The organism is Enterococcus sp. DIV1537a, assembly GCF_051712085.1.
Classification (GTDB): domain Bacteria; phylum Bacillota; class Bacilli; order Lactobacillales; family Enterococcaceae; genus Enterococcus; species Enterococcus faecalis.
Genome location: NZ_JBIOOE010000001.1, coordinates 2,587,121 through 2,610,300 on the forward strand (window position 1 = coordinate 2,587,121; position 23,180 = coordinate 2,610,300).

General features: G+C 39.4%; 25 protein-coding genes and 1 pseudogene. 4 read left to right on the top strand and 22 right to left on the bottom strand.

Annotated features, from left to right (window positions below; translation table 11 throughout):
- Positions 1 to 45: 45 nt before the first annotated feature.
- Positions 46 to 1,527 carry a DUF1958 domain-containing protein gene (locus tag IGJ41_RS12700; protein ID WP_002389422.1) on the top strand — a complete coding sequence of 494 codons (1,482 nt, stop codon included), beginning with the start codon at positions 46 to 48 and terminating at the stop codon, positions 1,525 to 1,527.
- A gap of 44 nt (positions 1,528 to 1,571) precedes the next feature.
- Here IGJ41_RS12700 and IGJ41_RS12705 read toward each other — a convergent pair whose 3' ends face one another.
- The 13 genes from IGJ41_RS12705 to gnd form a co-directional block, all read right to left on the bottom strand.
- Complete coding sequence (locus IGJ41_RS12705; RefSeq protein WP_002383233.1) at positions 1,572 to 1,877, bottom strand: hypothetical protein; 306 nt, start codon at positions 1,875 to 1,877, stop codon at positions 1,572 to 1,574.
- 60 nt (positions 1,878 to 1,937) lie between these two features.
- A complete protein-coding gene (locus tag IGJ41_RS12710) occupies positions 1,938 to 2,822 on the bottom strand; it encodes a YicC/YloC family endoribonuclease (RefSeq protein ID WP_002365374.1) in 885 nt (294 codons plus the stop codon).
- 16 nt (positions 2,823 to 2,838) lie between these two features.
- Positions 2,839 to 3,057 carry a YdbC family protein gene (locus IGJ41_RS12715; RefSeq protein WP_002381076.1) on the bottom strand — a complete coding sequence of 73 codons (219 nt, stop codon included), beginning with the start codon at positions 3,055 to 3,057 and terminating at the stop codon, positions 2,839 to 2,841.
- Positions 3,058 to 3,232: 175 nt separating this feature from the next.
- The gene (locus IGJ41_RS12720; RefSeq protein ID WP_002368453.1) at positions 3,233 to 3,703 is read right to left on the bottom strand and encodes an ASCH domain-containing protein; all 471 of its coding nucleotides are present in this window, start codon (positions 3,701 to 3,703) and stop codon (positions 3,233 to 3,235) included.
- Between the two features lie 168 nt (positions 3,704 to 3,871).
- Positions 3,872 to 4,525: a bifunctional 4-hydroxy-2-oxoglutarate aldolase/2-dehydro-3-deoxy-phosphogluconate aldolase gene (locus IGJ41_RS12725; RefSeq protein WP_002354907.1), complete on the bottom strand. Its 654-nt coding sequence runs from the start codon at positions 4,523 to 4,525 to the stop codon at positions 3,872 to 3,874.
- Positions 4,526 to 4,529: 4 nt separating this feature from the next.
- Positions 4,530 to 5,603, bottom strand: a complete 1,074-nt coding sequence (gene uxuA / locus IGJ41_RS12730) for a mannonate dehydratase (protein ID WP_002388613.1) — start codon at positions 5,601 to 5,603, stop codon at positions 4,530 to 4,532.
- Between the two features lie 23 nt (positions 5,604 to 5,626).
- Positions 5,627 to 6,079, bottom strand: coding sequence for a PTS sugar transporter subunit IIA (locus tag IGJ41_RS12735; RefSeq protein ID WP_002354905.1), 453 nt, complete (start codon positions 6,077 to 6,079; stop codon positions 5,627 to 5,629).
- Positions 6,080 to 6,156: 77 nt separating this feature from the next.
- Positions 6,157 to 6,663, bottom strand: coding sequence for a PTS system mannose/fructose/N-acetylgalactosamine-transporter subunit IIB (locus IGJ41_RS12740; protein ID WP_002354904.1), 507 nt, complete (start codon positions 6,661 to 6,663; stop codon positions 6,157 to 6,159).
- 21 nt (positions 6,664 to 6,684) lie between these two features.
- The gene (locus IGJ41_RS12745) at positions 6,685 to 7,557 is read right to left on the bottom strand and encodes a PTS system mannose/fructose/sorbose family transporter subunit IID (RefSeq protein WP_002354903.1); all 873 of its coding nucleotides are present in this window, start codon (positions 7,555 to 7,557) and stop codon (positions 6,685 to 6,687) included.
- A gap of 20 nt (positions 7,558 to 7,577) precedes the next feature.
- The gene (locus IGJ41_RS12750; protein ID WP_002354902.1) at positions 7,578 to 8,414 is read right to left on the bottom strand and encodes a PTS mannose/fructose/sorbose/N-acetylgalactosamine transporter subunit IIC; all 837 of its coding nucleotides are present in this window, start codon (positions 8,412 to 8,414) and stop codon (positions 7,578 to 7,580) included.
- 12 nt (positions 8,415 to 8,426) lie between these two features.
- Positions 8,427 to 9,530, bottom strand: coding sequence for an iron-containing alcohol dehydrogenase family protein (locus IGJ41_RS12755; RefSeq protein WP_010827837.1), 1,104 nt, complete (start codon positions 9,528 to 9,530; stop codon positions 8,427 to 8,429).
- 14 nt (positions 9,531 to 9,544) lie between these two features.
- Positions 9,545 to 10,546: a D-isomer specific 2-hydroxyacid dehydrogenase family protein gene (locus IGJ41_RS12760; protein ID WP_002375530.1), complete on the bottom strand. Its 1,002-nt coding sequence runs from the start codon at positions 10,544 to 10,546 to the stop codon at positions 9,545 to 9,547.
- Positions 10,547 to 10,558: 12 nt separating this feature from the next.
- Positions 10,559 to 11,494, bottom strand: a complete 936-nt coding sequence (gnd, locus tag IGJ41_RS12765) for a phosphogluconate dehydrogenase (NAD(+)-dependent, decarboxylating) (protein ID WP_002381070.1) — start codon at positions 11,492 to 11,494, stop codon at positions 10,559 to 10,561.
- A gap of 375 nt (positions 11,495 to 11,869) precedes the next feature.
- Between gnd and IGJ41_RS12770 the strand changes: the two genes are divergently transcribed.
- Positions 11,870 to 12,757: a MurR/RpiR family transcriptional regulator gene (locus tag IGJ41_RS12770; RefSeq protein ID WP_002383224.1), complete on the top strand. Its 888-nt coding sequence runs from the start codon at positions 11,870 to 11,872 to the stop codon at positions 12,755 to 12,757.
- A 404-nt stretch (positions 12,758 to 13,161) separates the two neighbouring features.
- Here IGJ41_RS12770 and IGJ41_RS12775 read toward each other — a convergent pair whose 3' ends face one another.
- From IGJ41_RS12775 to yfmF, 7 genes are all read right to left on the bottom strand, one after another.
- The gene (locus IGJ41_RS12775) at positions 13,162 to 14,946 is read right to left on the bottom strand and encodes an ABC transporter ATP-binding protein (protein ID WP_002370114.1); all 1,785 of its coding nucleotides are present in this window, start codon (positions 14,944 to 14,946) and stop codon (positions 13,162 to 13,164) included.
- Positions 14,946 to 15,545, bottom strand: a complete 600-nt coding sequence (locus IGJ41_RS12780; protein ID WP_002359022.1) for a MarR family winged helix-turn-helix transcriptional regulator — start codon at positions 15,543 to 15,545, stop codon at positions 14,946 to 14,948. The genes IGJ41_RS12775 and IGJ41_RS12780 overlap by 1 nt, the downstream gene beginning before the upstream one ends.
- A 248-nt stretch (positions 15,546 to 15,793) precedes the next feature.
- Complete coding sequence (gene pgsA / locus IGJ41_RS12785) at positions 15,794 to 16,372, bottom strand: CDP-diacylglycerol--glycerol-3-phosphate 3-phosphatidyltransferase (RefSeq protein WP_002365382.1); 579 nt, start codon at positions 16,370 to 16,372, stop codon at positions 15,794 to 15,796.
- A 98-nt stretch (positions 16,373 to 16,470) separates the two neighbouring features.
- On the bottom strand, positions 16,471 to 16,683 hold the full coding sequence (locus IGJ41_RS12790; RefSeq protein WP_002359021.1) for a hypothetical protein: 213 nt from the start codon (positions 16,681 to 16,683) through the stop codon (positions 16,471 to 16,473).
- Positions 16,684 to 16,851: 168 nt separating this feature from the next.
- Entirely contained in the window at positions 16,852 to 17,718 is an 867-nt protein-coding gene (locus tag IGJ41_RS12795; protein ID WP_173963711.1) for a helix-turn-helix domain-containing protein, read from the bottom strand.
- A 167-nt stretch (positions 17,719 to 17,885) separates the two neighbouring features.
- Positions 17,886 to 19,190 carry an EF-P 5-aminopentanol modification-associated protein YfmH gene (yfmH, locus tag IGJ41_RS12800; RefSeq protein ID WP_002354885.1) on the bottom strand — a complete coding sequence of 435 codons (1,305 nt, stop codon included), beginning with the start codon at positions 19,188 to 19,190 and terminating at the stop codon, positions 17,886 to 17,888.
- Complete coding sequence (gene yfmF / locus IGJ41_RS12805; RefSeq protein ID WP_002372779.1) at positions 19,183 to 20,451, bottom strand: EF-P 5-aminopentanol modification-associated protein YfmF; 1,269 nt, start codon at positions 20,449 to 20,451, stop codon at positions 19,183 to 19,185. Before yfmF ends, yfmH begins: the two co-directional genes overlap by 8 nt.
- Before the next feature lie 208 nt (positions 20,452 to 20,659).
- Between yfmF and mscL the strand changes: the two genes are divergently transcribed.
- Positions 20,660 to 21,112, top strand: coding sequence for a large conductance mechanosensitive channel protein MscL (gene mscL, locus IGJ41_RS12810; RefSeq protein WP_002411261.1), 453 nt, complete (start codon positions 20,660 to 20,662; stop codon positions 21,110 to 21,112).
- A 40-nt stretch (positions 21,113 to 21,152) separates the two neighbouring features.
- Here mscL and IGJ41_RS12815 read toward each other — a convergent pair whose 3' ends face one another.
- Complete coding sequence (locus tag IGJ41_RS12815) at positions 21,153 to 21,836, bottom strand: WxL domain-containing protein (RefSeq protein WP_010783622.1); 684 nt, start codon at positions 21,834 to 21,836, stop codon at positions 21,153 to 21,155.
- 454 nt (positions 21,837 to 22,290) lie between these two features.
- On the opposite strand from IGJ41_RS12815, the pseudogene IGJ41_RS12820 reads away from it, so the two are divergent.
- A pseudogene (locus tag IGJ41_RS12820) lies at positions 22,291 to 22,398 on the top strand (large conductance mechanosensitive channel protein MscL); the annotation flags it as partial.
- 40 nt (positions 22,399 to 22,438) lie between these two features.
- On the opposite strand, the gene IGJ41_RS12825 reads toward IGJ41_RS12820, so the two are convergent.
- The gene (locus IGJ41_RS12825) at positions 22,439 to 23,155 is read right to left on the bottom strand and encodes a WxL domain-containing protein (protein WP_002381065.1); all 717 of its coding nucleotides are present in this window, start codon (positions 23,153 to 23,155) and stop codon (positions 22,439 to 22,441) included.
- Between the last annotated feature and the right edge of the window lie 25 nt (positions 23,156 to 23,180).

The following is a 23,180-nucleotide window of genomic DNA, read 5'->3' on the forward strand; positions in this document are numbered from 1 at the left end:
TTTTTTAAGTAAAATGAAGTGATGACTCCTTTAGGATGAAAAAACGTGAATAAGAAAGGACTGAGAAACATCGCACGAATTAAACCATTTACATTGTTTCTGCTAGGCTTAGTTGTCAGTTGTGGGGCCTTTTTTGCCCAACCTACTGTGACTCACGCAGAAGAAGATATTACCGCGATTGCTAAAAAAATGGGGACGACTCTGAAAGCGGATGGCATCCCCAAAGCAGCCATCGTTGTTGATGCTGATTCTGGAGAAATTCTCTGGTCGCAGCAACCAGATTTAGCGTGGAATCCTGCCAGTATTGCCAAAGTGATGACCATGTACTTGGCCTTTGAAGCAATGGAGCAAGGAAAATTTACAATGGATACGACTGTGACTGCTACGCAAAAAGATGTCGATATTTCTAAAATATACGCCATTAGTAATAACAAAATTACGTTAGGTGTTGCTTATCCAGTCCGTGAACTGTTAAAAATGATTGCTGTCCCCTCTTCTAATGTGGCGACTCTCATGTTGGCAAATTTAATTTCAGGGAACCAGCCTACTGACTTTGTTCATTTAATGAACCAAAAAGCGGCTGAATTAGGGATGACAAATACTACCTATTACAACTGCAGTGGGGCGCAAGCAAGTGCCTTTAACGGCCTGTATCAAATGCAAGGAATTGACCCAAATGGCGATAACGTCTCTACAGCTAGGGATTTAGCTTCACTAACCTATCATTTTCTGAAAAATTATCCAGAAATTTTAGAAATCACCAATAAACCAGTGGTGAAAACAATGGTCGGCACGCCTTACGAGGAAACTTTTGAAGCGTACAATTATTCTTTACCAGGCGCTAAGTATGGCTACCAAGGCGTGGATGGTTTAAAAACAGGCTCTAGTCCAACAGGCGGTTTTAACTATATTGCGACTGTCAAACAAGGAGATTTCCGTTTAATTGAAGTCATTTTAGGCGTTGGTAATTGGCAAAACCAAGATGGTGAATACGAACGGCATGTGGCTGGGAATGCTTTGCTGGACTATGCCTATACGACATACGAACGCAAAAAACTTTTAGACAAAGGACCACAAACCATTGATCACAAAAAAGTCACTTTGGCTAACGATTTATACGGTGTCGTTCCCAAAGGCAGTCAGCCTACTTTTAAATTAGTAGCAGGGCAGGTGCAAGTCGACACGCCTTTGACATTGTTAAATAGTACTGTTCAAGCGCCTAAAGTGGCTTACCAAGAAGTTAAGCCAAAACAAACAACAGCTGAAGCTGCGGAAGAATCAAACGAACATTCTGGGGATACCACCGTTGCAGAACCGAATCATTTTATTCCCAAATCGATTGCCACAAGTGTTTTAGTCCTTTTCGGGCTAATCTTCTCAGTAATTACCCGTCAGCTTCAAAAACGTTTAGAACGTCAAAAAAAACACGGCAAAGAAAGCAGTAAAACTGCAGCCATGCGGACAATCTTTTTAAGTGCCGCAGTCCTTTCTTTCCTATGCGCCGTTGGCTTGTTTCTTTTATTCTAATTTTAAAAAAATACCACCAAGCGTGAAATGCTTGGTGGTATTTTTTATAAGCCCATATTAGAAAGCGTATTGACCACGTTCATCAATTCATCGCGACGACGAACTTGTTTGTCGACAGGGCCGTCAACTTCTTTCACGTCAATGCGCACAACAAAGTGACGATTCAAAGTAACAAACGTGTCTTCGTTAATTTGGATATTTAATTCTGTTTCAGAATAGCTTGCACAAGCATCTTGCCAGACGTCAAATGGTTCTCTGTCTGAAGCGACTTCTGTTTTTACCACAGAACGACCACTTAATTCTTGAAAGGTTACATCATAAAATTTAGTCATTGCTTTCACCTCTGTCATTTATTCGTTACTTCTATATTATAGCATAGCGTTTTCTGGAAAAACACGAAACCATTTTCTCTATTCGACATTTTGAATTTGTTCACGAATCTTTTCTAAGGTTGTTTTCATTTGAACGACACTATTTTTTATTTCAATTGGACTTGATTTCGAACCAATCGTATTGACTTCACGGTTCATTTCTTGAATTAAGAAGTCTAGTTCTCGGCCCACTGGTTCTGTTTCATCAAGCAACTGATGCAACTTATCAATATGGATATCCAAACGATCCAATTCTTCATGAATATCGCCTTTTTCCAATAAAATGGCCATTTCTGTTAATAAGCGTGTTTCATCCACTTGGCTCCCTAACCATTCGTTTAATTTCGCTTCAAAACGCTGACGGTATTCTTGTTCAAAAACACCCACAAACGCTTGCAGCTCTTGAATTGATTGGGTCAACACTGCTACGTAGTCAAGCAGGACTTGTTTAATTTGCGTTCCTTCTTGCACACGGCTTTGGTCAAGACTAGCGATGGCTGCTTCAAATGCTTGAACAAGAAATGGTTCAAATGTCTGATCAACGATTTCTGCTTCCACTATTTCGACAAAATCATTTTGCTTTAATAAATGGTTGACCGTGTCCCCTGCATCAAACGTTGCTTCCGGATAGTTTTCCTTTAAATGTTGATCTACCGAAGTTAATAATTGATCAATTAAGTCCCACTGCACGCGTACTTCTTTTTGATTGTTGCCGATTTTTTGGAGATTTACATAGACTTCCACACGCCCACGTTTTAACGTGCGTTTGATTACTTGCCGAATCACCAGTTCATAGGCATTCAGTTCCTTTGGCATACGCAATTGAATATCTAAAAACCGCTGATTAACACTTTTGACTTCGATATCCAATTGATAATTTTCATTTTGAATGGTCTTTTTTCCAAATCCAGTCATACTTTTCATTGACAGGGTGCTCCTTTTACATGGATTTAATTGTTTTGCTTAATTCAGCAAATTCTTCGTTAGTTAAGGTGATGCCTTTACCCATTTTTTCGTGATCAGGGGCCCACTCACGCAAATCAAATTTTGGTGGACGACCATTCCAACTAATTAAATTTAATTCTTTACGCCAGCCACGAGCATTCTCAGATAACACAGCGACTTCTTCTAAAATTTCATATGAAAATTCTTCTTTCATAACATTCACTCCTTGTTAGTATTCCTTAGGTTATTGTACCATCTTTTCCTCGACACTTAAAATACACATCTCTTTTCTATCACCCTGTCTATATAAACATACGCAACTTTTTCAAAAAATCAGTAAAAAAAGCGACGACTGCTCGTTTCAATCGTGTCAGTCACCGCTTCTCTGTTTATTCTTTTTCTGTATAAAGATCCACCACTTCAAAACTTTGGCAAACTAACAGCATGTCGGGATAAAATTGTAGCTGATAGGGGGCCAGTTCTTCTTTAAAGAACCGCGCATGCTCTTCATACCAATAATCCAATGTCAAATCTCCTTCACCTTCTGCTTGCGCAAAAGATTCTGAGACCTTGTTCATGGGCATAATTTCAACTTTGGTTGTTCGAATAATAGCCAGCGGTTGAGACTGACCATCTAAAATTATGTCGTATTGACCAGCTTTAGGGAGTTGTTCTCCTTCCATCTTATAAATATCTAAAGAAGAACATGTCGCTGTCTTACGACCAGAAACAACCAATTGACCCAAACGATTACCCATCTCAGAAGAGCCATCACCAAACATCCACACATCGGGCATCAGCATATCTAATTCATGTTTATCTAAAAAGTTTTGCCAGAACACTTCTACATTTTTTAACATCCTTTGCTCTCCTTTTTATTTTTACTTCACGCAACCTTCTTTCACTAATTATACATAACTGATTGCTTTTCTCCTATACTATTTTTACAAAATGAAAACTAAAATAATGTCAGTAGTATTTGGACAGAAAAAAAAAGAGGACTAAGTAACAAAACTTAGCCCATCTTTTTATTTTGCTTGTCGTTCTTTGATTTTCGTGAGTAAAGATTGAACATGCTGGCGTGCCGAAGCTTCATCTTCTTGAAGCATCTTTTCTGATAAAATAAAGGACCCGCCCACTGCTAATACTTCTTTGGCTTCCACATACTCTATAAAGTTTGTTTCATCAATCCCACCAGTTGGTAAAAATTGAACATCATAAAACGGGCCACTTAAACTTTTGATGGCTTTTAACCCGCCGTAAATATCGGCTGGGAAAAATTTAACCACTCGTAAGCCATACGCCAGCGCTCGCTGAATCTCCCCAGGCGTAGCTGTTCCTGGAAAAATAGGCACCTCATTTGCCAGACAAAAATCAATGACTTCTGGAACAATCGCTGGGGAAACAATGAACTGTGCACCGTTCGCTACTGCCTCTTGGGCTTCTTTCAAGGTTCTAACAGTTCCTGCGCCCACAATTAAATTCCCTGAAGCAGCAAGTTGTTTGATGGCAGGCAAGGCCAGCTGACTCCGAAAAGTGACTTCAATAAACGGTAATTCGTTTTCTACTAAGACTGATTCTACTTGTGGCAAATAGCGTAAATCTGTTGCAGTGTATAGTGGTAAAAGTTTACATGTCGCTAATTGTTGATACAGTTGATTTTTTTCAACTTTTGTTTCCATTCTGTCACTTCCTATTTTGTTTGGCTTTGGTTGCTTCGTACAGTCCTTGAATATAGGTCAACCCCATTGCTCGATCGTATAAACCATAACCAGGCATCGCTTTTTCATCCCAAATTGCCCGCCCATGGTCAGGACGAATAACACCTTCATACCCTACATCTACCAGTGCTTGCATTAATTCCGCCATATCTAACGAACCAGCGACACTCGGATGCGCCGTTTCTTCAAAACGATGCTCACCTAAATACTTCACATTGCGGAAATGAACAAAATTAATTCTGTGACCTATTTCACGAATCATAGTAGGCAAATCATTCGTCGGGTCCGCACCGAGGGAACCTGTACAAAATGTAATCCCATTTGCTGGTGAGTCCACTAAGGAAAGGATCCGTTTTAAATCCGCTAAATTTTTAGTGATTCTTGGCAAACCAAAAATTTCCCAAGGTGGATCATCAGGGTGAATCCCCATTTTGATATTTTCTTCTTCACAGACAGGAATCACACGTTCTAAAAAGTAGCGCAAATTTTCGACCAAATCTTCTTCTGTTACGCCAGCATACATGGCTTTCAATTCTTGAAATTGTTGCAAACGCTCCTCTTCCCAACCTGGTAACCGGAATCCTTTTGACTGACTGTGAATCAATTGATACATGTCTTCTGGCTGCATGTTCTCTACCACAGCTTGATCAAATAACAACGATAAGCTGCCATCTTCATTCTCATACGCCAAGTCCGTTTTAGCCCAACCAAAAATAGGTTTGAAACTGTAGCACACTAAGGAAATTCCGCATTTCCCCAAGTTACGTAACGTTTGGCGATAATTATCAATATAATGGTCTCGTTGATCCGTTCCCGCTTTAATGGCATCATGAATAGCGACACTTTCAATTCCTAAAAGTGCCAATCCTTCTTGTTCTACCGATTGTTTAAGTGCCTGAATTTCGGCTACTGTCCAAACATCACCTGGTAGTTTATTTAACAAGGTACCGACAACGCCAGTAATTCCTGGAATCTGTCGAATGTGTTTTAACGGAATGGCATCGCCTGCCGCTCCGTACCATCTAAATCCCCATTTCATTGCTTTCACCCTTTACTACATTCTTAAAAATCATCGTCCTCATCCTCTTCATCCTCAAAGGAAGTCATAGAAATATCCCATGCTTGCACACTTTCTTTGCCTTGCGCAACAATCGCTTGCGCCGCTTCAGCAATCGGTGTGCCCAATAATTGATGGTTTATCGCTTCTAAGACCATTGGTAGGTTGGTACCACTCACCACAAAGATTTTCTTTTGTAGTGCTGGTTCGAGTTCGTTAATCACCAAAACTGCCTGATTGTAAGGACTCGCACTTAATAAGTCAACCATGACCAACACGCCATCCCCTTGTTGGACGTTCTCAATCGCTGTTTTAATTTGTCCGCCTAGTGCTTGGACATCGTCTCCACTATTTAGATTAACGGTTTCGATATTTTCGGTTGCGCCCATAATCACGGTAGCTGCGTCTTTCGCACCGTCACTTAGTGCACCATGTGTAGCAATCACAATCCCTAACATAAAAGTTCCTCCTTCAGTTCAGTGGCTTGAGTCATTACTTCAAACAGTCATGCAATGACTCAAGCGACTGGCCTTTTTTATAAATTAAATTTGCCTAAAACCTCTTTTAAACTAGTTTTTGGTGCAGAAGGCGTTGCTTGGAAATAAATATCTTCTACGCCATACACCTCATGTAGTTCTTTTAATTTTTCAGCATCTTCTTTGTTTAAATAAACTGATTTGGTTACTAATAAATCTTTTTCTGGATTCTTCTGTGCAATACCGCCGATGTTTAACTCCTTCATAGGGACTCCGTGTTTTACTAAGTCATAAATTACAGAGACGGTTTTAGCGATTAAAATACAGTTGTACTCTTTGAATTGGTATTCATCCCAATAAAATTTAGCTTTTTCCGGCGTAATGACAATGGTTTTTTGTCCTGTCCGACTGCCTGCACTTTTGTATAAATCACGCATAAATTTATCCTTTGCCACCACTTCATCGACAACGAAAATGGAATTAACGCCACTTTTTTGGGACAAGGTCACCATCACTTGTCCATGAATTAATCGTTCATCTACTCTTGCTAAATTTACTACGCCCATCTGATTCACGTCCTTTTCTTTTTATAAAATACCGACTGTTGCTAAGACAATTAAGATACCTGTTAACCACAATAATGCTTGTGTAACTTTCAAGCCTTTTTTCGTATAGAACCAATACACGCCCATTACGACAGCTAGCGGCAAGAGTCCTGGGACAATCTGATCAAGGATATCTTGGACCACAAACTCACGGCCAGAAAGTTTAAATTGAAGAGTTGAAGAAACTTTGACATAATTACCAGCTAAAATTCCCATCATGAACAACCCTAAAACAGATAACATTTCAATGGCTTTTTGAATCCCCGCACTTTGCATTAAGCCTGTAGCATTCCGCCCCATTTTGAAGGATTGTCTCGCAAAGAACACACCTAACAGTACTTGATAAAGGGCAAACGCCACAAATGGGAAAATCGCACCTAATGCGCTACCTTGTTGCGCCCACGGCACCGCAATCGCAATAAAAATATATTGAACCGTACCTGAGTCAATCGCATCACCAATCCCCGCTAACGCGCCCATCAATCCAGCTTTGGTGTTATACATTAAATCATCTTGCATCATGATTTCGCGGCCTTCATGTTCTTCTTTGGCCCGCTCTTGTTCCATAGAAGCCATCAACCCAGTAATGACCCCGCCGCCCCAACTTAATTGCGTATTGAAAAACAGCAGTTGACGCATATAAGCGGCTTTTAATTGTTCATCGTCTTTATATAATTTCTTTAAAAGTGGCATCATTGCGTACAATAACGAAGGCGCCAAGTAACGTTCAAAGGAATGGGGAATTTCATTGGCAAAATGCCAACGGAGATAGGCTTTTGTAACATCTTTATTGGTAATTTCTTCTGGTGCTAAATTCGTTGTTTTCGGCACGACTTTTTCTGTTGTTTCCGTCATTTCAGTTCCTCCTTTTTCTTTTAAAACCCGTCATCGTAATCGTCATCATCATCAAAATCAGTGGTGGCACTGGCGGAACCAGCACTTTCTGCTACAGGTTTGCCTTTTTGGACTTGCACAAAAATTAACGCAATAATTACGCCAAAGATGGCATACGTTACCATGGTAATTTCCAATGACTTAAAGACGATACTCATGAAGTATGCAAGGAAAAAGAAAACCAAGAAATCTTTTCGACCAATGACATAGACCGTTGTCGCAATCCCAATTGCGGCTAAACCACCACCGACTACTTCTAACACGTGAATCACAACGGTTCCTTCTAATGCTTTAATAATATCGGCAATGACTGGTGCCCCTAAATAAAGAGCAAAAAAGACTAATGGAACGAATAAAATAAATGAGGCAATCGTTGGATACCAGATAATTGAGCGGGCAATTTTTTTAGAATTTAATTCAGCCACCGCACGATCGGTATACTTCCCTAAAAACGTGTTAATAAAGAAACGGAATTGATATAAATAACTTCCTAAAAGACCGACAGGAACCGCTACGGCGATAGCCGCTTCCGGCTTCAAATTCCCTAGCAACGCAACTGGCACAGCAATCGCTGCCGCAATTGATGGTTCTGCTGGCATAGAGCCACCTGGTGAAAAAACACCCATGTAAATCATTTGTAATGCTGCGGTGACAATCATCGCTTTCGGGACATCGCCCATCACTAAACCTGCTACTAACCCTGTCATTAAGGGCGAGAAACGCAACGTTAACGTTGCTCCTCCTCCAAGCCATCTGGACATAATTGCTGCCACCCAAAGCGCCATTATCAAACTTTGTAAAACACTTAACGTTTCCATAGTTCCTCCTTCTTATCCTTGGTTTTGGATATACTTTTCTAGCTCTTCAATCCCTTGACGTAAACGTTCTTCCGAAATCTCAATAGGAATTAAATGAACCTTTTCTTTTGAATCAATAAATTGAACCATTGCATCGAGTACTGCTTCTTCTGGGTAAAGGCCCATTTGTCGTAACGACATGGGCAAGTTTAGCTCTTGATAAAAGGGGATTAATGCGTCTATGATGGCCCACCTTTTTTCCAATGCTAATTGATAGAAGATGCCGTAAGCTACTTTTTCGCCATGTAAATAGTCATGACTTTTGGGTAAAAATTTACTCATAGCATCATGCATGGCGTGTGCTGCTGCATTGCGGGCGTATTTGTCACCGAAGCCGCCGACTAATCCAGAAACAGCGAAAACAATTTCTGAAAGATGGACAAATTCAGGCGTGAGTTTGCCCTCGTCCATCGCTGCTAAGGCTGCTTTTGAGTCCCGCATAATCGCTTCTTGCGAAAGCTTGGCGGTCGCTCCCGCTAATTGTAAAAAGGGTTCCCCTTGCAAATGGGCTTGGCGTAAAATAGTCTCTGATTCATACCATTTCGCTAACGTATCAGCTAAACCAGCGACAAAATAATCACGGGGTGCATCAAGAAGCAACTTAGGATCGGTGATTAAAAACGCAGCTTGGCGAAAGAAATGTTCCGTTTTGCCTTCGGCCGCGCCATTTTCTTGATACATCACAGCTAACGGTGTCCACGGCGCACAGTTACTAGCCAAAGTGGGGACCAAGCCAAAATTCAGATTGTTTAAATGGGCGCTGTAGCCCACTAAATCGGCTAACTTACCGCCGCCGACTCCCAGAAGAAAGTCAATCTGGTGTTCCTTTATTTGCTGTGAAATTTGTTCGGCGCCAAAATAACTGCATTCTCCTGTGTAAGTGTGATAGAAGAATTGATACTCTGAATCTGCCAAGAAGGACAAAAATGGCTGAGCTTTTTCAAAGGATACGGTGCCATGCACCACCAAAATTCGTTGGGCGTGATATTCCTTGAAAAGTGACGGCACCGAAGCTAAGGCGCCTTCGTGGTAACGATAAAATTGCGGTCCAACTTTCACTTTTAAATCAGTTAACATGCTCCTCCTCCTTCTTAACTAACGTAACGACTGACTTCTTGCACTGCCCGTTGAGGTAAAATACCTTGCACCACGTCTTCCACATCTTGCACGCATTTTTCTCCCATCGCTTGCAGGCATTCCATGGTATAAGCGGAGGTATGCGGCGTCATTACTACATTTTCAAACGCAAGATAAGGATGATTTTTCCGACCTGGTTCCTCTTCTAAAACATCTGTCCCAAGCCCAGCAATTTTGCCCGATTGTAAACCGGCGATCATGGCTTCTTCATCAATCAAGGCGCCTCGTGCGCTATTGGAAAGATAGACGCCGTCTTTCATCTTGGCAATTTCCGCCGAGCCAATCATGTGATAACTTTCTTCAGTTAAATTGGCACATAAACAAATGATGTCTGCTGAAGCTAGCAACGTATCTAAGTCTACTTTTTTGGCTCCATAACTTTGCAGATAAGTGGCGGATTTATAGGGATCATACGCTAACACGTCACAGCGAAATCCGTTTCGTAACGTCTCCACGACACAACTTCCTGTGTTCCCAACACCAATGACACCCACAGTTTTGTTAAATAACGTCCGACCGACAAAATTCGCTCGTTTTTCCCATTGATCTGCTTTAACGCTGGCATCTGCAGCCACGGTTTGCCGTAAAACAGCTAGTAAATTTGTGACATTGTTTTCCGCCACGGCATCTCGTTCTACTAAAGCTGGGATGATGGAAACAATTGTGTCGTGCTGTTTTGCAGCGTCTAAATCGATGTTGTTATACCCAATACCATGGCGAGAAATCAGCAACAATTCATCTTTATGTTCAAAAAATTCTTTCGTGAAAAATGGCGTCACGCTAGCAATAATAATCGTATATCCTTGTAAACGTTCCGCTAACTCTTTGCCACCAATTTCACTGTCGACTGTAAAATGCTTCACGGTGCCTATTTTTTCTAAGCGCGTCAAGTGTTCAGGAAAAATTTGACCAAAACTACTGGAATTCACTATGGCAATTTTTTGTTTTTTTAACATGACTAAACTCCTTTACTGACTTTTTACGACTTCATGCCCGCCAAATCCTTGTCGCAAAGAAGCGACCACTTTGTTTGAAAAATGATTTGCTAGCATACTTTCATTTCGAGTAAATAAGGACAACGCCGTAGTTGGGACGGGCATCTCCAAACGCAATGCTTCTTCAATCATCCATTTGGCTTCGCCATTTGCTGCCACTTTCCCTTCTAGATTGGCTAACGTAGGATTTTCCGCAAAAACCTCTTTCGCTAAGCCCATCAAGCGAGCTTCAATAATCGAGCCGTGATTCCACACATCGGCTACTTTCTCCAACGCAAAATCATATTCGGCAGCTTCTAATAAATTGAATCCTTCGCCCATGGCTTGCATCATGACGTACTCAATCCCGTTATGCACCATTTTCAAATAGTGACCAGCTCCTGATTTCCCAGCATAAAGATACCCTTGTTCACAAGCTAAATCTTCAAAAAATGGGGTTAACACTTTGACAGCTTCAGGCGCACCGCCAACCATTAAGCACGCTCCTTCCCGCGCTCCTTTGATGCCACCAGAAGTACCACAATCAATAAAATAAATTCCTTTTTCCTTGGCAAGTTGAGCATTCGCGACACTATCATGAAAATTTGAATTGCCACTATCCACAATGATATCCTCTGGTGCTAATTGCTCTACCAATTCTGCCACTAATTGATTGGTAATCTGACCAGCGGGGGTACTTAAAAAAATCACCTTCCTTTTATTAAGCGCTTTCAATAATTCTGACAACGAATCTACAACGGAAAGACCCTGTTCTCTAGCAGTCGCTCTTGCTTCCTTTGTTACATCAAAGCCAATAACGGGCCAGCCTTGTTCGTGAACATTTAACGCCATGTTCAAACCCATTTTCCCAAGTCCAATAAAGCCAATGTCCATTTTTCTTTCACCTGCCTCTTTTGATACTTCAATCATAAAGGATAAAAAAAATAATGTAAACGATTACACTAATTAAAAAATATTTTTTATTTTTTAGCAAAAATCTTGCCTGCTCAAAAGGTAAAACGTTTTTATTTTTAAGGAGCTTTCATACAAAAAACACAAGTAAATCTCTTGGTATCACGTTCTTTTTACTGGCTACTTTCTTTAGTTGAGAGAAGTCTTTTCAAGACCCCTTCATTTTTCAGAAAAAAGATTATTTATTTTTTTTGGCTTTTTTTAAAGAATTTCTTTTTTGTGGAGAAAAAGAGAAATTGTATTTGTCCTCTTTTTCCACTATAATCAGTCTATACCAACAATGAAAAGGCATTCATTCTATTTTTAAAAAAATAAGATTGGAGGAACGTGTTAATGAAAAACCACTATTTGGATCAACGGATTCGGATCAAAAAACCGAATTTGAGCCTCACAGAAAAGAAAATTTCCGATTACTTTGTTCATTCTGAATCATTATTGACACAAATGACGTTAGAAAGTTTGGCCAACGAAATTGGCGTCTCCCAATCTTCCGTGTATCAATTTGTAAAAAAGATTGGCTATTCTGGGTTCCAAGAATTTAAAATTGATATTGCCAGAAATTCTAATTATCAGCCGACTTTTCAAAACGTCAATAGCGTGAATGGCGCCGATGATATTTCACCAGATGATGATAGTATTACGATTGCTAAAAAAGTCTTACAAGCCAATATTTATTCCCTCAGTAACGCTACACAGTTCTTAACAAAGGAGCTGTTAGATAACGTGTTGGCTTTGATGTACTCTGCCAAAACGCTTCATTTTTTTGGGCAAGGCGGCTCCTCGATTGTGGCTTTTGATAGTTTCCATAAATTCATTCGGACCAACTATCGGTGTAACTACATTTTTGATTACCACATGCAGTTAAGCTTTGTCACAAAATTAACCAGTGAAGATTGCGTGTTTATTTTTTCCCATTCAGGCAAAACCAAAGAATCAATCAACCTAGCACGACAAGTTAAAAAAACCAACGCAAAAATGATTACGTTAACTGGTAACAGCGGTTCAGAGTTGGCAGGCTTGTCCGACGAAGCAATTATTGTCGTCACCGAAGAAGGCTTGTTTCGTGCGGAATCCTTGGCTTCACGGATTAGTTACTTAACGGTAATGGATATTTTATATACAAATACGATGTATCACAATTTTGATCAAAATGCCGATTCCTTGAAAAAAATCCGCGACAACATTAGCACGACTAAGACCGATCCGCATTACTTGTCGTAAAGATCTGAATGGTGCTTATTTTTGTAATATCGGTCCTCGCAAATTGGCTTTATACCGTGACTCTACATTTTATGAAGTAAGTGAACTATCATGGAGGTATTTAAAGAGGTCGGGACAGAAGTGTTTAACTCCGAGAAATAAGAAGGAATTTCCGAAAATTGTTCTTTAATTTTTGGAGAATTTCGGCTTATTTCCGAAGGAGTTGCTTCTGTTCCCGCCGTTTATTAGTTTTTGAGCGTAGAGCAAAAATCCAAAGTGATTTTTGTCTCACGCTTTTTATCTTGGGGGTAAAAATAAGTTAGAAAAAAGAACTTGGGGGTTATGTCCAAGTTCTTTCTAAATCTTAAGACAATTAGTTAAATGCATGTGTTGTCTTAGCTTTATTTTAAATTTGCTTATTTCGTTCATTCCGTTACTTTAAATTGTTCGGACACATATTTAGCGTAAGTTTTATGTTTACTTACTAGCTCATCATGTTTTCCTGAACCAGTTACTTTCCCTTTTTCAACAAAGTAAATGCTATCCGCATCAACAATTGTCGACAATCTATGGGCAATAACCAATGTCGTTCGGCCCTTCATTAAATTGGACAATGCCTCTTGAACCTTCATCTCAGATTCTGAATCTAGGCTAGCAGTAGCTTCATCTAACATTAGAATCTTGGGATTCCGCAAGAATGCACGAGCAATTGCAATACGCTGTCTTTGTCCTCCAGAAATTTTAACGCCACGTTCACCGACTTCCGTATTCAATTTATCTGGCATTTCTTCTACAAATTTTCGCGCATATGCTAGTTCCAAGACATCCCATAGTTGTTCATCTGAGAAGTTTTCTGCTAACCCATACGTTAGATTATCTCTGATTGTCCCTGCCATAATCGCAGAATCCTGTGATACAAAGCCGATTTGACGACGATAATCTGATAATTTGATATCTTTTATGTCAATATCTCCAAATTTAATTTGTCCTTCTGTAGGTTCATAAAACCTTTCAATTAAACTAAAAATCGTCGATTTTCCGCCACCTGATGGGCCAGCAAAAGCAATTACTTGGTTTGGCTGAGCAGTAAAAGAAATGTCTGTTAAGATAGGTTCCTCTGGTGCATCTTCATAAGAAAATTTTACATTTTTAACTGATAAAGTCTTTTCCGATAAATCAATATCTTGTCCACTTTCAAAGTCTTCAGGTTCTCTAGATAACAATTCTTGCACTCGTCGCGTTGATCCTGCTGCTTTAGCTACTTCAGAAAATAACGTCGCAATGATTGGCATGGCACCAATAAGATTAAATAGATACATTAAGAAACTCATCAATGTTCCGATTGTCATCACACCAATGGCAATTCGATGCATCCCATATGCTAATAGCCCAAATACCATGCTCATAAAGACCATCATCATAATTGGTTGCATAGATGCATCAAATATTGCTTCTTTTTTCCCTACATTAAATAACCGATCCACTTCATTTGCAGCACGAACCTGCGCCTGAGATTCAGCATTAGAAGTTTTGACTAAACGAATTTCACTCAACGTTTCAGTAGCAAGTCCATTAAATTGACTCATAGCATCTTGGCGAATGTGACTAACTTTTGAACCAAATGCCATTACTGGAATCATACAAAGGATTACAACAGGAACAGCAATTACCATAGCAAGCGACATATGCCAATCCATTTTAATCATCATATATACCGTACCAATAACTGTAATCACACTGGCAACTGTTTGAGGAAAAGTAACGGCTAACAATTGCTTAACTTGATTAGTATCATTTACGACCCGGCTGGATATTTCACCCGCTTTAACAGAGTCAAAATAAGAAACTTTTAGAATAGTTAATTTATTCCATAAGCGTTTACGCATATTTTGGATGACATTTTCACCAAAAATACCTAAAATTGTCCCTCCTAATGCAGAAACGAGTGCTGAAAATATAAATAATCCAACAACTTTACCTAATAAACTATAATCTACTCCCTTTTGAAAATTATTGACTAAACTTGAAGCAAGTTTTGGAACGTACACTTGGATACTAGAAGAAATCACAAGAAATATCATCCCAATGCCAAGCAGTAAATAGTTAGGCTCTGTCATCTTGATTAAGCCTAAAAATTCTTTAAACGAAAATTTTGTTTTATCTGCTCGGATAGAATCATGACTATTTTTGCCGCCTCCACCTACTGCCATTATCTTCTCCGACCTCTCTTCCATCCTTCAAAGCCACCGTATTCACCGTTGAATTCACCAAATCTACCAAAGCCATCATGTCCCATCATCTGTTCTCTAGCTCTACCATATCTAGCTGATATTTTTCTGAAATGTTCCCAATTTTTATCGTCGCCAAAAATTGTTTCAATTTTATCTAAAAATTCTTCACTAGAAATATTCTTTTCTATACGTTCTAAATAATTATTTAAAGACTCTAGTTCCTCCTCTGAAAAGCCCTTAAACATTTCTTCATTAAATCCATTAGAAATATTTCCTTGAGTACTTAAACTTTCTCGTCCCTTATCAGTCAATACAACAAATGTGACCCGAGCATCTGATTCATTTTTGACTCGTTTAACTGCTTTAACAGACTCTAATTTTTTTATGATTTGTGTCACACTAGAAGGTTTTATATCTAAATATTCAGCGATTCTTCCAGCTGTTACATTTTCTTCAGAAGCAAGCAATTTTAACGTTTCAAAAGTGTTATCTGGTTTTTCCTCTATGCTAGAAGCAAAGATTAAGTAAGGTTGTTGAGCAATTTTTAATAGTTTATTTAAAATATCTGTTTTTTTCATAATTTCCTCCAAAAAAATTATTTAGTTTATATATAAGCTAACGAACTAAATAGTAATCTATTTAGTTTACTTTGTCAACAACAAACTAATTATTTGTATGTAGATATAACCAAAATGAAAAATAGCATAAAGAAATTGCCGATTTGTTTTATCGATTCATCTGTTCCTCTACTTAAAAATCTATTTGCCGATTCAATCATGAATACTAAAAAAACGCTTGGCACAAGCCAAGCGTTTTGATTCTCTCTTTACATCGAACCTTTAAAAACATCTTTATTCTTAGCAAAATAATCAACACCAGAGTAAATGGTGAAAATCAAGCAGGCATATAGCATGATTTGATCTAGTGGTAGATGGAGTGCTGAAAATGGAATGTTGTTAATGAATAGTAAAATAATTGCAACCATTTGGGTAGCTGTTTTTACTTTTCCCGGCCAAGCTGCGGCCATTACTTCGCCATGTTCGACTAATAACAACCGTAAACCAGTTACTGCCAATTCACGACAAACAATAATTGCTACAATCCAAGCGGGTACTTTGCCTTGACCAACTAAGACGATAAAAGCGGTCATCACTAGCATTTTGTCCGCTAATGGGTCCGCAAATTTTCCGAAGTTCGTCACCAAGCCTTGCGCACGGGCAATTTTGCCATCCAACCAGTCTGTAAAACTAGCAACTGCAAAAATAATCGCGCCCACTAATTGGGTAACGGCTAACGTTGTGTCGCCAAAACTAATCGTTCCCCAGTCCATCGGCACCGACACAATAATAATAAAAATCGGAATCATAAATATTCTTAAAACTGTTAATTTATTTGGTAAATTCACTTCAATTGCCCCTTCCTTCTCCTGTTCTATTTTACGTTATCTTGCTGGCAGTGTCACGAAAAAAAGAAAAGAATCTGGAATAATTGCCGTTTGACAGTTTATTCAGAAATATTCTTGCCTTTTTTTAGAAAGAGCTGGTAATAGCCTAAACCTAAATTAATCATTCCAATCAATGTGATACTGTCTAAAAATTTAGAACCATAGATAAAGTAGAAATACAGTTGTAAGCCAACAATCAAGAAGCCCATGACCAACAGAGCGATTGAAAATATGGTGATAAGATTAAATTTTTTATTAACTATTTTAAGCATTGATAACCCCTTCTCTCTTGAATTATTATTGTCGTCTTTTTTAACTATTCGCTGTTAATTATACTTTATCATAGAAACGTTTGTAAAAAGAGCGCTGTTAATTATAAAAGAAAAGAATCTGGAATAATTGCCGTTTGACAGTTTATCCAGATTCTTCTTACACCATTTCTAACGATACGTAATCCCTAATGTAACATCCTTACGAATTAAAACTGGCGTTTTTTCCAGTGTTAAATCGGCGCCATCGACTTGAATGGCGACGTTATTTGAGGCGCCTAGAATCAGTGTCGCATTGGCGGCATTCGCAGGTAAAGCTGTTGTTTGGGTCTCTCCTGCTTGCAGGGTGTGTTGGTAGGTGTAGTTGCCATCGACCATCACGCCAATCCAGCAAGAGCCTTCAGTCCCTTTAAAGGTAATGTTGATTGGACTATTCGCATCTTTAACCGTTGCAGTCACTTGATTGTTGGCATCGCTCACCACAGCCACAGCTGTTTTCTTCTCTGGTTCGCTTGAAGAAAACGGCGGTGTACTACTTTGTGTGCTACTTTCTGGGGCTTGACTTGATTCTTTGGGTTTTTCCACACTGGCACTAGTTGCCGGTGTTTGAATAATCGGTTCGGCTTTTTGATCTTGCCACATAATATACAGCACCACGACCGCAATGGCTAAACCAATTAACGAAAAGGCAATGGCTGGTAAGTTCCGCAGTAACCAACTGGATTGCTTTTCTTCGTCATGCAATTGCTTACGTGATCCTTCAAGCTCTTCATACACTGGCTTGGGTTCTTCGACAATTGCTGGTTCTTTGCCATCATAGATATCTACCAATTGATTGCCATCTAAGCCGACCGCACTTGCATATTGGCGGATAAACGCCCGCACATAAAAGGTGCCTGGTAAGGACTCAAAATCGTTTTGTTCAATAATTTCTAAATATCTTTTTTGAATTTTTGTCATTTGTTGCAGTTCATCAATTGAGATGTTCTTCTGCAATCTTGCTTCTTTTAGTGTTTCTCCAATATTTACGCTGGCCACTCGTCCATCTTCTCCAGTCTATTTTGTTAATTTATCGATTGTCTCATCAGTCTTTTTCAATTGCCAAGGAAAACATTCCCGTCCTTTAAGAATACCACAAAAGAAGCCAACTGAGGATAACAAAATTGAAAGATTTCAAAGATTTTTCTTTTTCTTAAACAGTTGGTTTATTGCTCGGTTTCTCCTTTAGGATACATGTAGAAACGGCTCAATCCTTCTTCACGAATCAAGGTCTCTGCTACTTGGCGGACGTCGGCTAATTGAATGCTTTCAATGACTTCAATCTTATCAAACAGCGTGGTTTCCCCAAACAATGATTGTGAAAATTGGTTAGCGATATACTCTAAAGAGTTTAAGGATTGGAAATATTTACCAATCATTTTTTTCTTCAATAAGGACAAATTTTCTTCCGTTAATTCTGGACTTGTTGTGGCAGATAATAAAATAGCTTCAATTCGTTCTGCTAAGACTTCTGGTTGCTCACTATCGCCGCCAATATCCGCAAAATGGAAACTGCGATCTAAATTAAAGTCATAACTAAAACTATCATCTAACAAGCCTTCATCATAAAGAGCTAAATAGTTTTGAGAGGTATTACCAAACAATAATTGTAACAACAAATTCACGGTGACTTGATATTTCATTAAGTCACGACCCGTTGTTGGCACTTCATCTAAGCCTTTCAAGCCAACAAGCACTTTTGCCCGTGTGACTGCCATTTCAATGGCGCTCTCTTTGACAATGTCAGCAGCTGTTTCTTCAGGGAAATGCCGACGAATAGGTTGGGCGGCAGGAAACTCTTTCGCCGCTTGGTTTTCACGAATGAAGGCCATTAACGCTTCAGGGTCCATTTTCCCTACCACGAATAAGGTCATATTACTTGGATGATAAAACGTATTGTAACATGTATACAAATCCTCTGCGGTAATCTCCGCAATACTTGCCACTGTGCCGGCAATATCAATATGCAATGGATGTTTCGGATAAAGGTTGCCTAAAATCCCAAAGAACAAGCGCCAGTTAGGATCATCTAAATACATTTGAATTTCTTGTCCGATGATGCCTTTTTCTTTTTCGACCGTTTCCTTCGTGAAATACGGCGATTGCACAAAATCAAGCAACGTTTCTAGATTTTGTGTCACTTGATCCGTCGTTGAAAACAAATAACTCGTCTTCGTAAAACTGGTAAAGGCATTCGCTGAAGCCCCTTGTTGTCCAAATTTTTGGAAGACATCGCCATCTTCTTTTTCAAACATTTTATGTTCTAAAAAGTGGGCGATTCCGTCAGGTACTTCAATCATTTCCTCTTGACCAATTGGCACGAACGTATTGTCGATGGAACCATAATCGGTCGTAAACAAGCCATATGTTTTTTGGAAATCATTTTTCGGCAATAGGTAAACTTTTAACCCATTCGCCAGTGTTTCTGTATACAATGTTTCTTTAATTTGTGCATAGTCTTTTTTAATCATTTTCCGTTTCTCCTTCCAAAAAGAAGATCGCTTGAAGTTCCAAGCGTTTGGCTACTTCTTGGATTTCTGGAATAGTCACGGCATTGATCCGCTCAATCCATTCCTCCGCCGTCAGCATCGTCTGCGGCATTAATTCGTTCAAGTATTCTTTTTCCAGCCACGCGCCTGCATTATCTAACGCTAAGATATACTGATTTTTTAGCATTGCTTTCGTTTGTTCAATTTCTAATTCGCTAATCTTACCTAAGCGAATATTTTCCAATTCTGTCGAAATCAAACGCAAGACCTGATTCCGATTTTTGCCATCGATCCCTGTTTGAACCGTCATGAAGCCACGGAAGGTGTCGATACTACTAGAAGCATAATACGCTAAATGCTCTTTCTCACGGACATTCATAAATAATTTGGAATGCGGGAAACCGCCAAAAATCCCATTAAACACTTGCAACGCAAAATAATAGCTATCGCCATAATAAATATCCGTGTTGTAAGCCAAGTTTAATTTCGATTGGGCTAGCACCTCACGCTCGGTCCGCTCTTCAATCACGTTGCGAATCGGTTGATTGTAGAAAATCGCGGCTTTGCCTTCTTCACGAGGCGTAAACGGTAATTGCTTGAATAACGGCACTAGCTCCGCCTCATTAACATCACCTAAAACAAAAATATCCACTTGATCTTCCGCCAGCATTTTCTGATAATACGCTGCTAATGATGCCGCTGTTTCCTCAGCTAACGCCGCAACGGTTCCGAAACTAGGGATTTTTTGATCCTCCGATTGATTAAAATAGACACTTTGAAGCGCCAAAGAAGCATAGGTTTGCTTATCCTCCACAATACTTTCCAAGTACGCTTTCAAGTTCTCTTTCTCCCGTTGGAAGGTTTCTGCCTCGAATTGGCCCGCTTGAATATTGGGGGCAAAAATAATTTCCTTCAAAAAGTCCACCGCTTCGGCAAGCACCTGACTATCCTGTAAATAATGATCATTGACAATGTTCATAGAAATATTAAACCAATGTTGATTGCCTTTTTTGGAAACGCCAATCCCAAAGCTGGCGCCGTAAAGTTCCGCCAAACGCTCACTTAACTTGACTTGATTCGGGTAATTCAAGCTGTTGGTTTCCATTAAACTGGACAACAGCGTTCTTTTTGTAATGGTTTCATGATTTAATCGTGTATTAAAGCGGACTAAAAGACGCACCGTTTTATATTTTTCTGTAGGAATGACGTGTAAATTCACGCCTTTAACTAATTGAACAGACATTGCCGCATCGCTCCTTCATTTGCTTCATCTTACCTAAAGAATGCTGTGAAATATATGTATCGCGTAAATTCTAAAGCATTTTTTAATGTTTTTTCCAATAGCTCCATTATAACACAGCTTCAGGTGCTTTCTGAATGATAAGAGTTTTTCAGTTCAAATTTTCAAGAAGATTCGGTATACTGTTTTTAAAGTGAGGAGGAAAACAGGAATGATTAAAGAATTTAAAGAGTTTATCATGCGCGGAAGTGTCTTAGACCTAGCCGTTGGTGTTGTCATTGGTAGTGCGTTTACAGCGATTGTGACACAAGTAGTAGAAGGCTTGATTACCCCGTTAATTAGTCTGATTTTTGTCTTGACGACTGGGAAAAAGAGTGCCGACGATGCATTGGGTGCCCTTGTTTATAAAGTCGAAGGCGTTGAATTCAATATTGGTAGCGTGATTAGTGCACTTATTACATTTTTAATTACGGCCTTCGTCCTCTTCTTGATTGTCAAAGCGGCCAACAAAATGAAAAACCGTGGCAAAAAAGAAGAAGCGGCAGAAGAAGAAGAAGTGGTACCAACGAGCGAAGATTACTTAAAAGAAATTCGCGACTTATTAGCGGCGCAAACACCGCCTGCTGAAACTGTCAAAACAGACAGCACCTTCACAGAGAAATAAGCAAAAAGTCATCCTGAGGGGATGACTTTTTTGTTTGGTCTTAGAGAGATGGTCCTGCCACGAGATTCCAGGTGATTTCCCCTGTATAGTTACCGGCTTTGATTTGTTGATAAGGGGTCGTGATGGTTAATGTATGTCCAGTCATAAAAGAATTCCACATTCCTTGTCCTTTTCCACTAGAAGCGTTAGCCATTAATGAAGCATCTTCTCCAATGGTAATACTTGTAGCTGAAAGTACAGGTGCAACAGGACTATTAGTAAAATCATTTAAACCATCTGTAGCATCAAACCTGTTTGTATCTTCATTATAAGATAATACATATCCTGTCTGTTTAAAAGAATATATACCAGATAACTTATCCTCACCATTTTTCATTTCAGGAAGTGTCGCGGTTACATGCCATCCTTCTTTCGTCCCTCGAATGTCACCAACTGCATAATTGACATACGAATTAGACTTGATAGATGATAAATCACCTGATACAGAAGTTTTATCAAATGAAATTGCTTCAGGGATAAAAAGTAAATCAAAGTTCCCGTTTGATGTATTAGGATCTGGATCCTTTGTGTTATCAAAACCATCCCCATCTGGTAACGTTCCCCCTTCAAAACCCACTGTCACTGGCGTATTCCCTGTTGTTACCGCCTGTACTGACAAGGGTGCTAAACTTGCGCCTACCACGGCGCTACCAACCAATAAACTTGCTAAAACTTTCTTTTTCATATGTACGTCTCCTTTAACTATTATGAATTTCCAGAGCGCGCTGATCATTTCTTCGACGCTTCTGAAGCTATAGCCTTATTATACAAGATTCCGACTTCCCTGTGATTTTAAATATTTAACAGTCCTTATCAAAAAACGACATTTCCTTTAAAAGCAGCATTTACCCTTAGTTTCAAGCCGCTTTTTTAGTACTTTTCAATAGTTATCGATGTTATTTAATACATTTTGTGTTGAAAGTATTTAATAAACAACGAGAAAACGTCACAAAGTAGAGGTTACACTCTAACATTATGACGTTTTCTCCTAAAATCTTATACATTTATTCGCGGTTGCGGCAAAAAAAAAAACGTAAAATTTCATTTAATGACAGCCACTTTTGCATTTGCTAGTCGCCAAGACTTACAACTTGCGGCGGCAGGCGAATTCCACAAACTTAAATTTGTTTAAGCGGTGAGTGGCACCAACTAGCGAAGATTACTTAAAAGAAATTCGCGACTTATTAGCAGCGCAAACACCACCTGCTGAAGCAGTCAAAACAGACAGCACCTTCACAGAGAAATAAGCAAAAAGACATCCTATCGGGATGACTTTTTTGTTTATGCTTAGATTGATGGCCCTGCGACGAGATTCCAGGTGACGTTACCTGTGTAGTTCCCTGCTTTTATATTGTAGGCGGGGGTAGTGATATTTAATGAGGTAACAAACATTGAAAATTGCCATAATCCTTGCCCTCTTCCTGCTGTGGCATTCGCAAGGAGCACTGCATCTCCGCCTAAAGGAATTGAAAATGAAAATGGTGTTTCATCCATTTCAGGTTTGGTAACTGGGTCCGCAAGAACAGGATTTTGAAAAACATACGTTTTAGTTTCCTCATCATAGATTAATGGATATAAAACATTTTTACCAGTTGTGATACTGCCTTCCAAATTCTCCTCGCCAAGCTTCATACCCGTGGATTGAGTAGTCACATGCCAGCCTTCTTTGGTTCCTCGTATATCGCCGACACCAACAGATTCCATCTTCCCATTACGTCCTTCATCCGCTTTATTAGGAATTGGTTTAGTTAAATCATCCGAAAGCGATAATTTCCCAAAATCAAATTCTCTAGGAATAAATAGTAAATCGAAATTGCTATTTGTAGCATCTGGATCAGGTCTTACTGTATTCGGATCTCCATTCCCATCCGGCAAACTTCCCCCTTCAAACCCCACCGTCACTGGCGTATTTCCTGTCGTTACCGCCTGTGCAGACAAGGGTGCTAAACTAGCGCCCACCACAGCACTACCAACCAATAAACTTGCTAAAACTTTCTTTTTCATATGTACGTCTCCTTTTACTGTATGA

What these genes read in the sequence shown, in the direction of transcription:
- IGJ41_RS12760 (WP_002375530.1), bottom strand. Translation starts at nt 10,546, where the DNA reads ATGTTAAAAAAACAAAAAATTGCCATAGTGAATTCCAGTAGTTTTGGT.
- IGJ41_RS12825 (WP_002381065.1), bottom strand. Translation starts at nt 23,155, where the DNA reads ATGAAAAAGAAAGTTTTAGCAAGTTTATTGGTTGGTAGTGCTGTGGTG.
- IGJ41_RS12775 (WP_002370114.1), bottom strand. Translation starts at nt 14,946, where the DNA reads ATGGCAGTAGGTGGAGGCGGCAAAAATAGTCATGATTCTATCCGAGCA.
- IGJ41_RS12790 (WP_002359021.1), bottom strand. Translation starts at nt 16,683, where the DNA reads ATGCTTAAAATAGTTAATAAAAAATTTAATCTTATCACCATATTTTCA.
- IGJ41_RS12725 (WP_002354907.1), bottom strand. Translation starts at nt 4,525, where the DNA reads ATGGAAACAAAAGTTGAAAAAAATCAACTGTATCAACAATTAGCGACA.
- IGJ41_RS12740 (WP_002354904.1), bottom strand. Translation starts at nt 6,663, where the DNA reads ATGGGCGTAGTAAATTTAGCAAGAGTAGATGAACGATTAATTCATGGA.
- yfmF (WP_002372779.1), bottom strand. Translation starts at nt 20,451, where the DNA reads ATGTCTGTTCAATTAGTTAAAGGCGTGAATTTACACGTCATTCCTACA.
- IGJ41_RS12815 (WP_010783622.1), bottom strand. Translation starts at nt 21,836, where the DNA reads ATGAAAAAGAAAGTTTTAGCAAGTTTATTGGTTGGTAGCGCCGTGGTA.
- mscL (WP_002411261.1), top strand. Translation starts at nt 20,660, where the DNA reads ATGATTAAAGAATTTAAAGAGTTTATCATGCGCGGAAGTGTCTTAGAC.
- IGJ41_RS12755 (WP_010827837.1), bottom strand. Translation starts at nt 9,530, where the DNA reads ATGTTAACTGATTTAAAAGTGAAAGTTGGACCGCAATTTTATCGTTAC.
- IGJ41_RS12715 (WP_002381076.1), bottom strand. Translation starts at nt 3,057, where the DNA reads ATGAAAGAAGAATTTTCATATGAAATTTTAGAAGAAGTCGCTGTGTTA.
- uxuA (WP_002388613.1), bottom strand. Translation starts at nt 5,603, where the DNA reads ATGAAATGGGGATTTAGATGGTACGGAGCGGCAGGCGATGCCATTCCG.
- IGJ41_RS12705 (WP_002383233.1), bottom strand. Translation starts at nt 1,877, where the DNA reads ATGACAGAGGTGAAAGCAATGACTAAATTTTATGATGTAACCTTTCAA.
- IGJ41_RS12720 (WP_002368453.1), bottom strand. Translation starts at nt 3,703, where the DNA reads ATGTTAAAAAATGTAGAAGTGTTCTGGCAAAACTTTTTAGATAAACAT.
- gnd (WP_002381070.1), bottom strand. Translation starts at nt 11,494, where the DNA reads ATGATTGAAGTATCAAAAGAGGCAGGTGAAAGAAAAATGGACATTGGC.
- IGJ41_RS12710 (WP_002365374.1), bottom strand. Translation starts at nt 2,822, where the DNA reads ATGAAAAGTATGACTGGATTTGGAAAAAAGACCATTCAAAATGAAAAT.
- IGJ41_RS12780 (WP_002359022.1), bottom strand. Translation starts at nt 15,545, where the DNA reads ATGAAAAAAACAGATATTTTAAATAAACTATTAAAAATTGCTCAACAA.
- IGJ41_RS12735 (WP_002354905.1), bottom strand. Translation starts at nt 6,079, where the DNA reads ATGTTAGGGATTGTGATTGCTACACATGGTGCACTAAGTGACGGTGCG.
- IGJ41_RS12745 (WP_002354903.1), bottom strand. Translation starts at nt 7,557, where the DNA reads ATGACGGAAACAACAGAAAAAGTCGTGCCGAAAACAACGAATTTAGCA.
- IGJ41_RS12770 (WP_002383224.1), top strand. Translation starts at nt 11,870, where the DNA reads ATGAAAAACCACTATTTGGATCAACGGATTCGGATCAAAAAACCGAAT.
- yfmH (WP_002354885.1), bottom strand. Translation starts at nt 19,190, where the DNA reads ATGATTAAAAAAGACTATGCACAAATTAAAGAAACATTGTATACAGAA.
- IGJ41_RS12750 (WP_002354902.1), bottom strand. Translation starts at nt 8,414, where the DNA reads ATGGAAACGTTAAGTGTTTTACAAAGTTTGATAATGGCGCTTTGGGTG.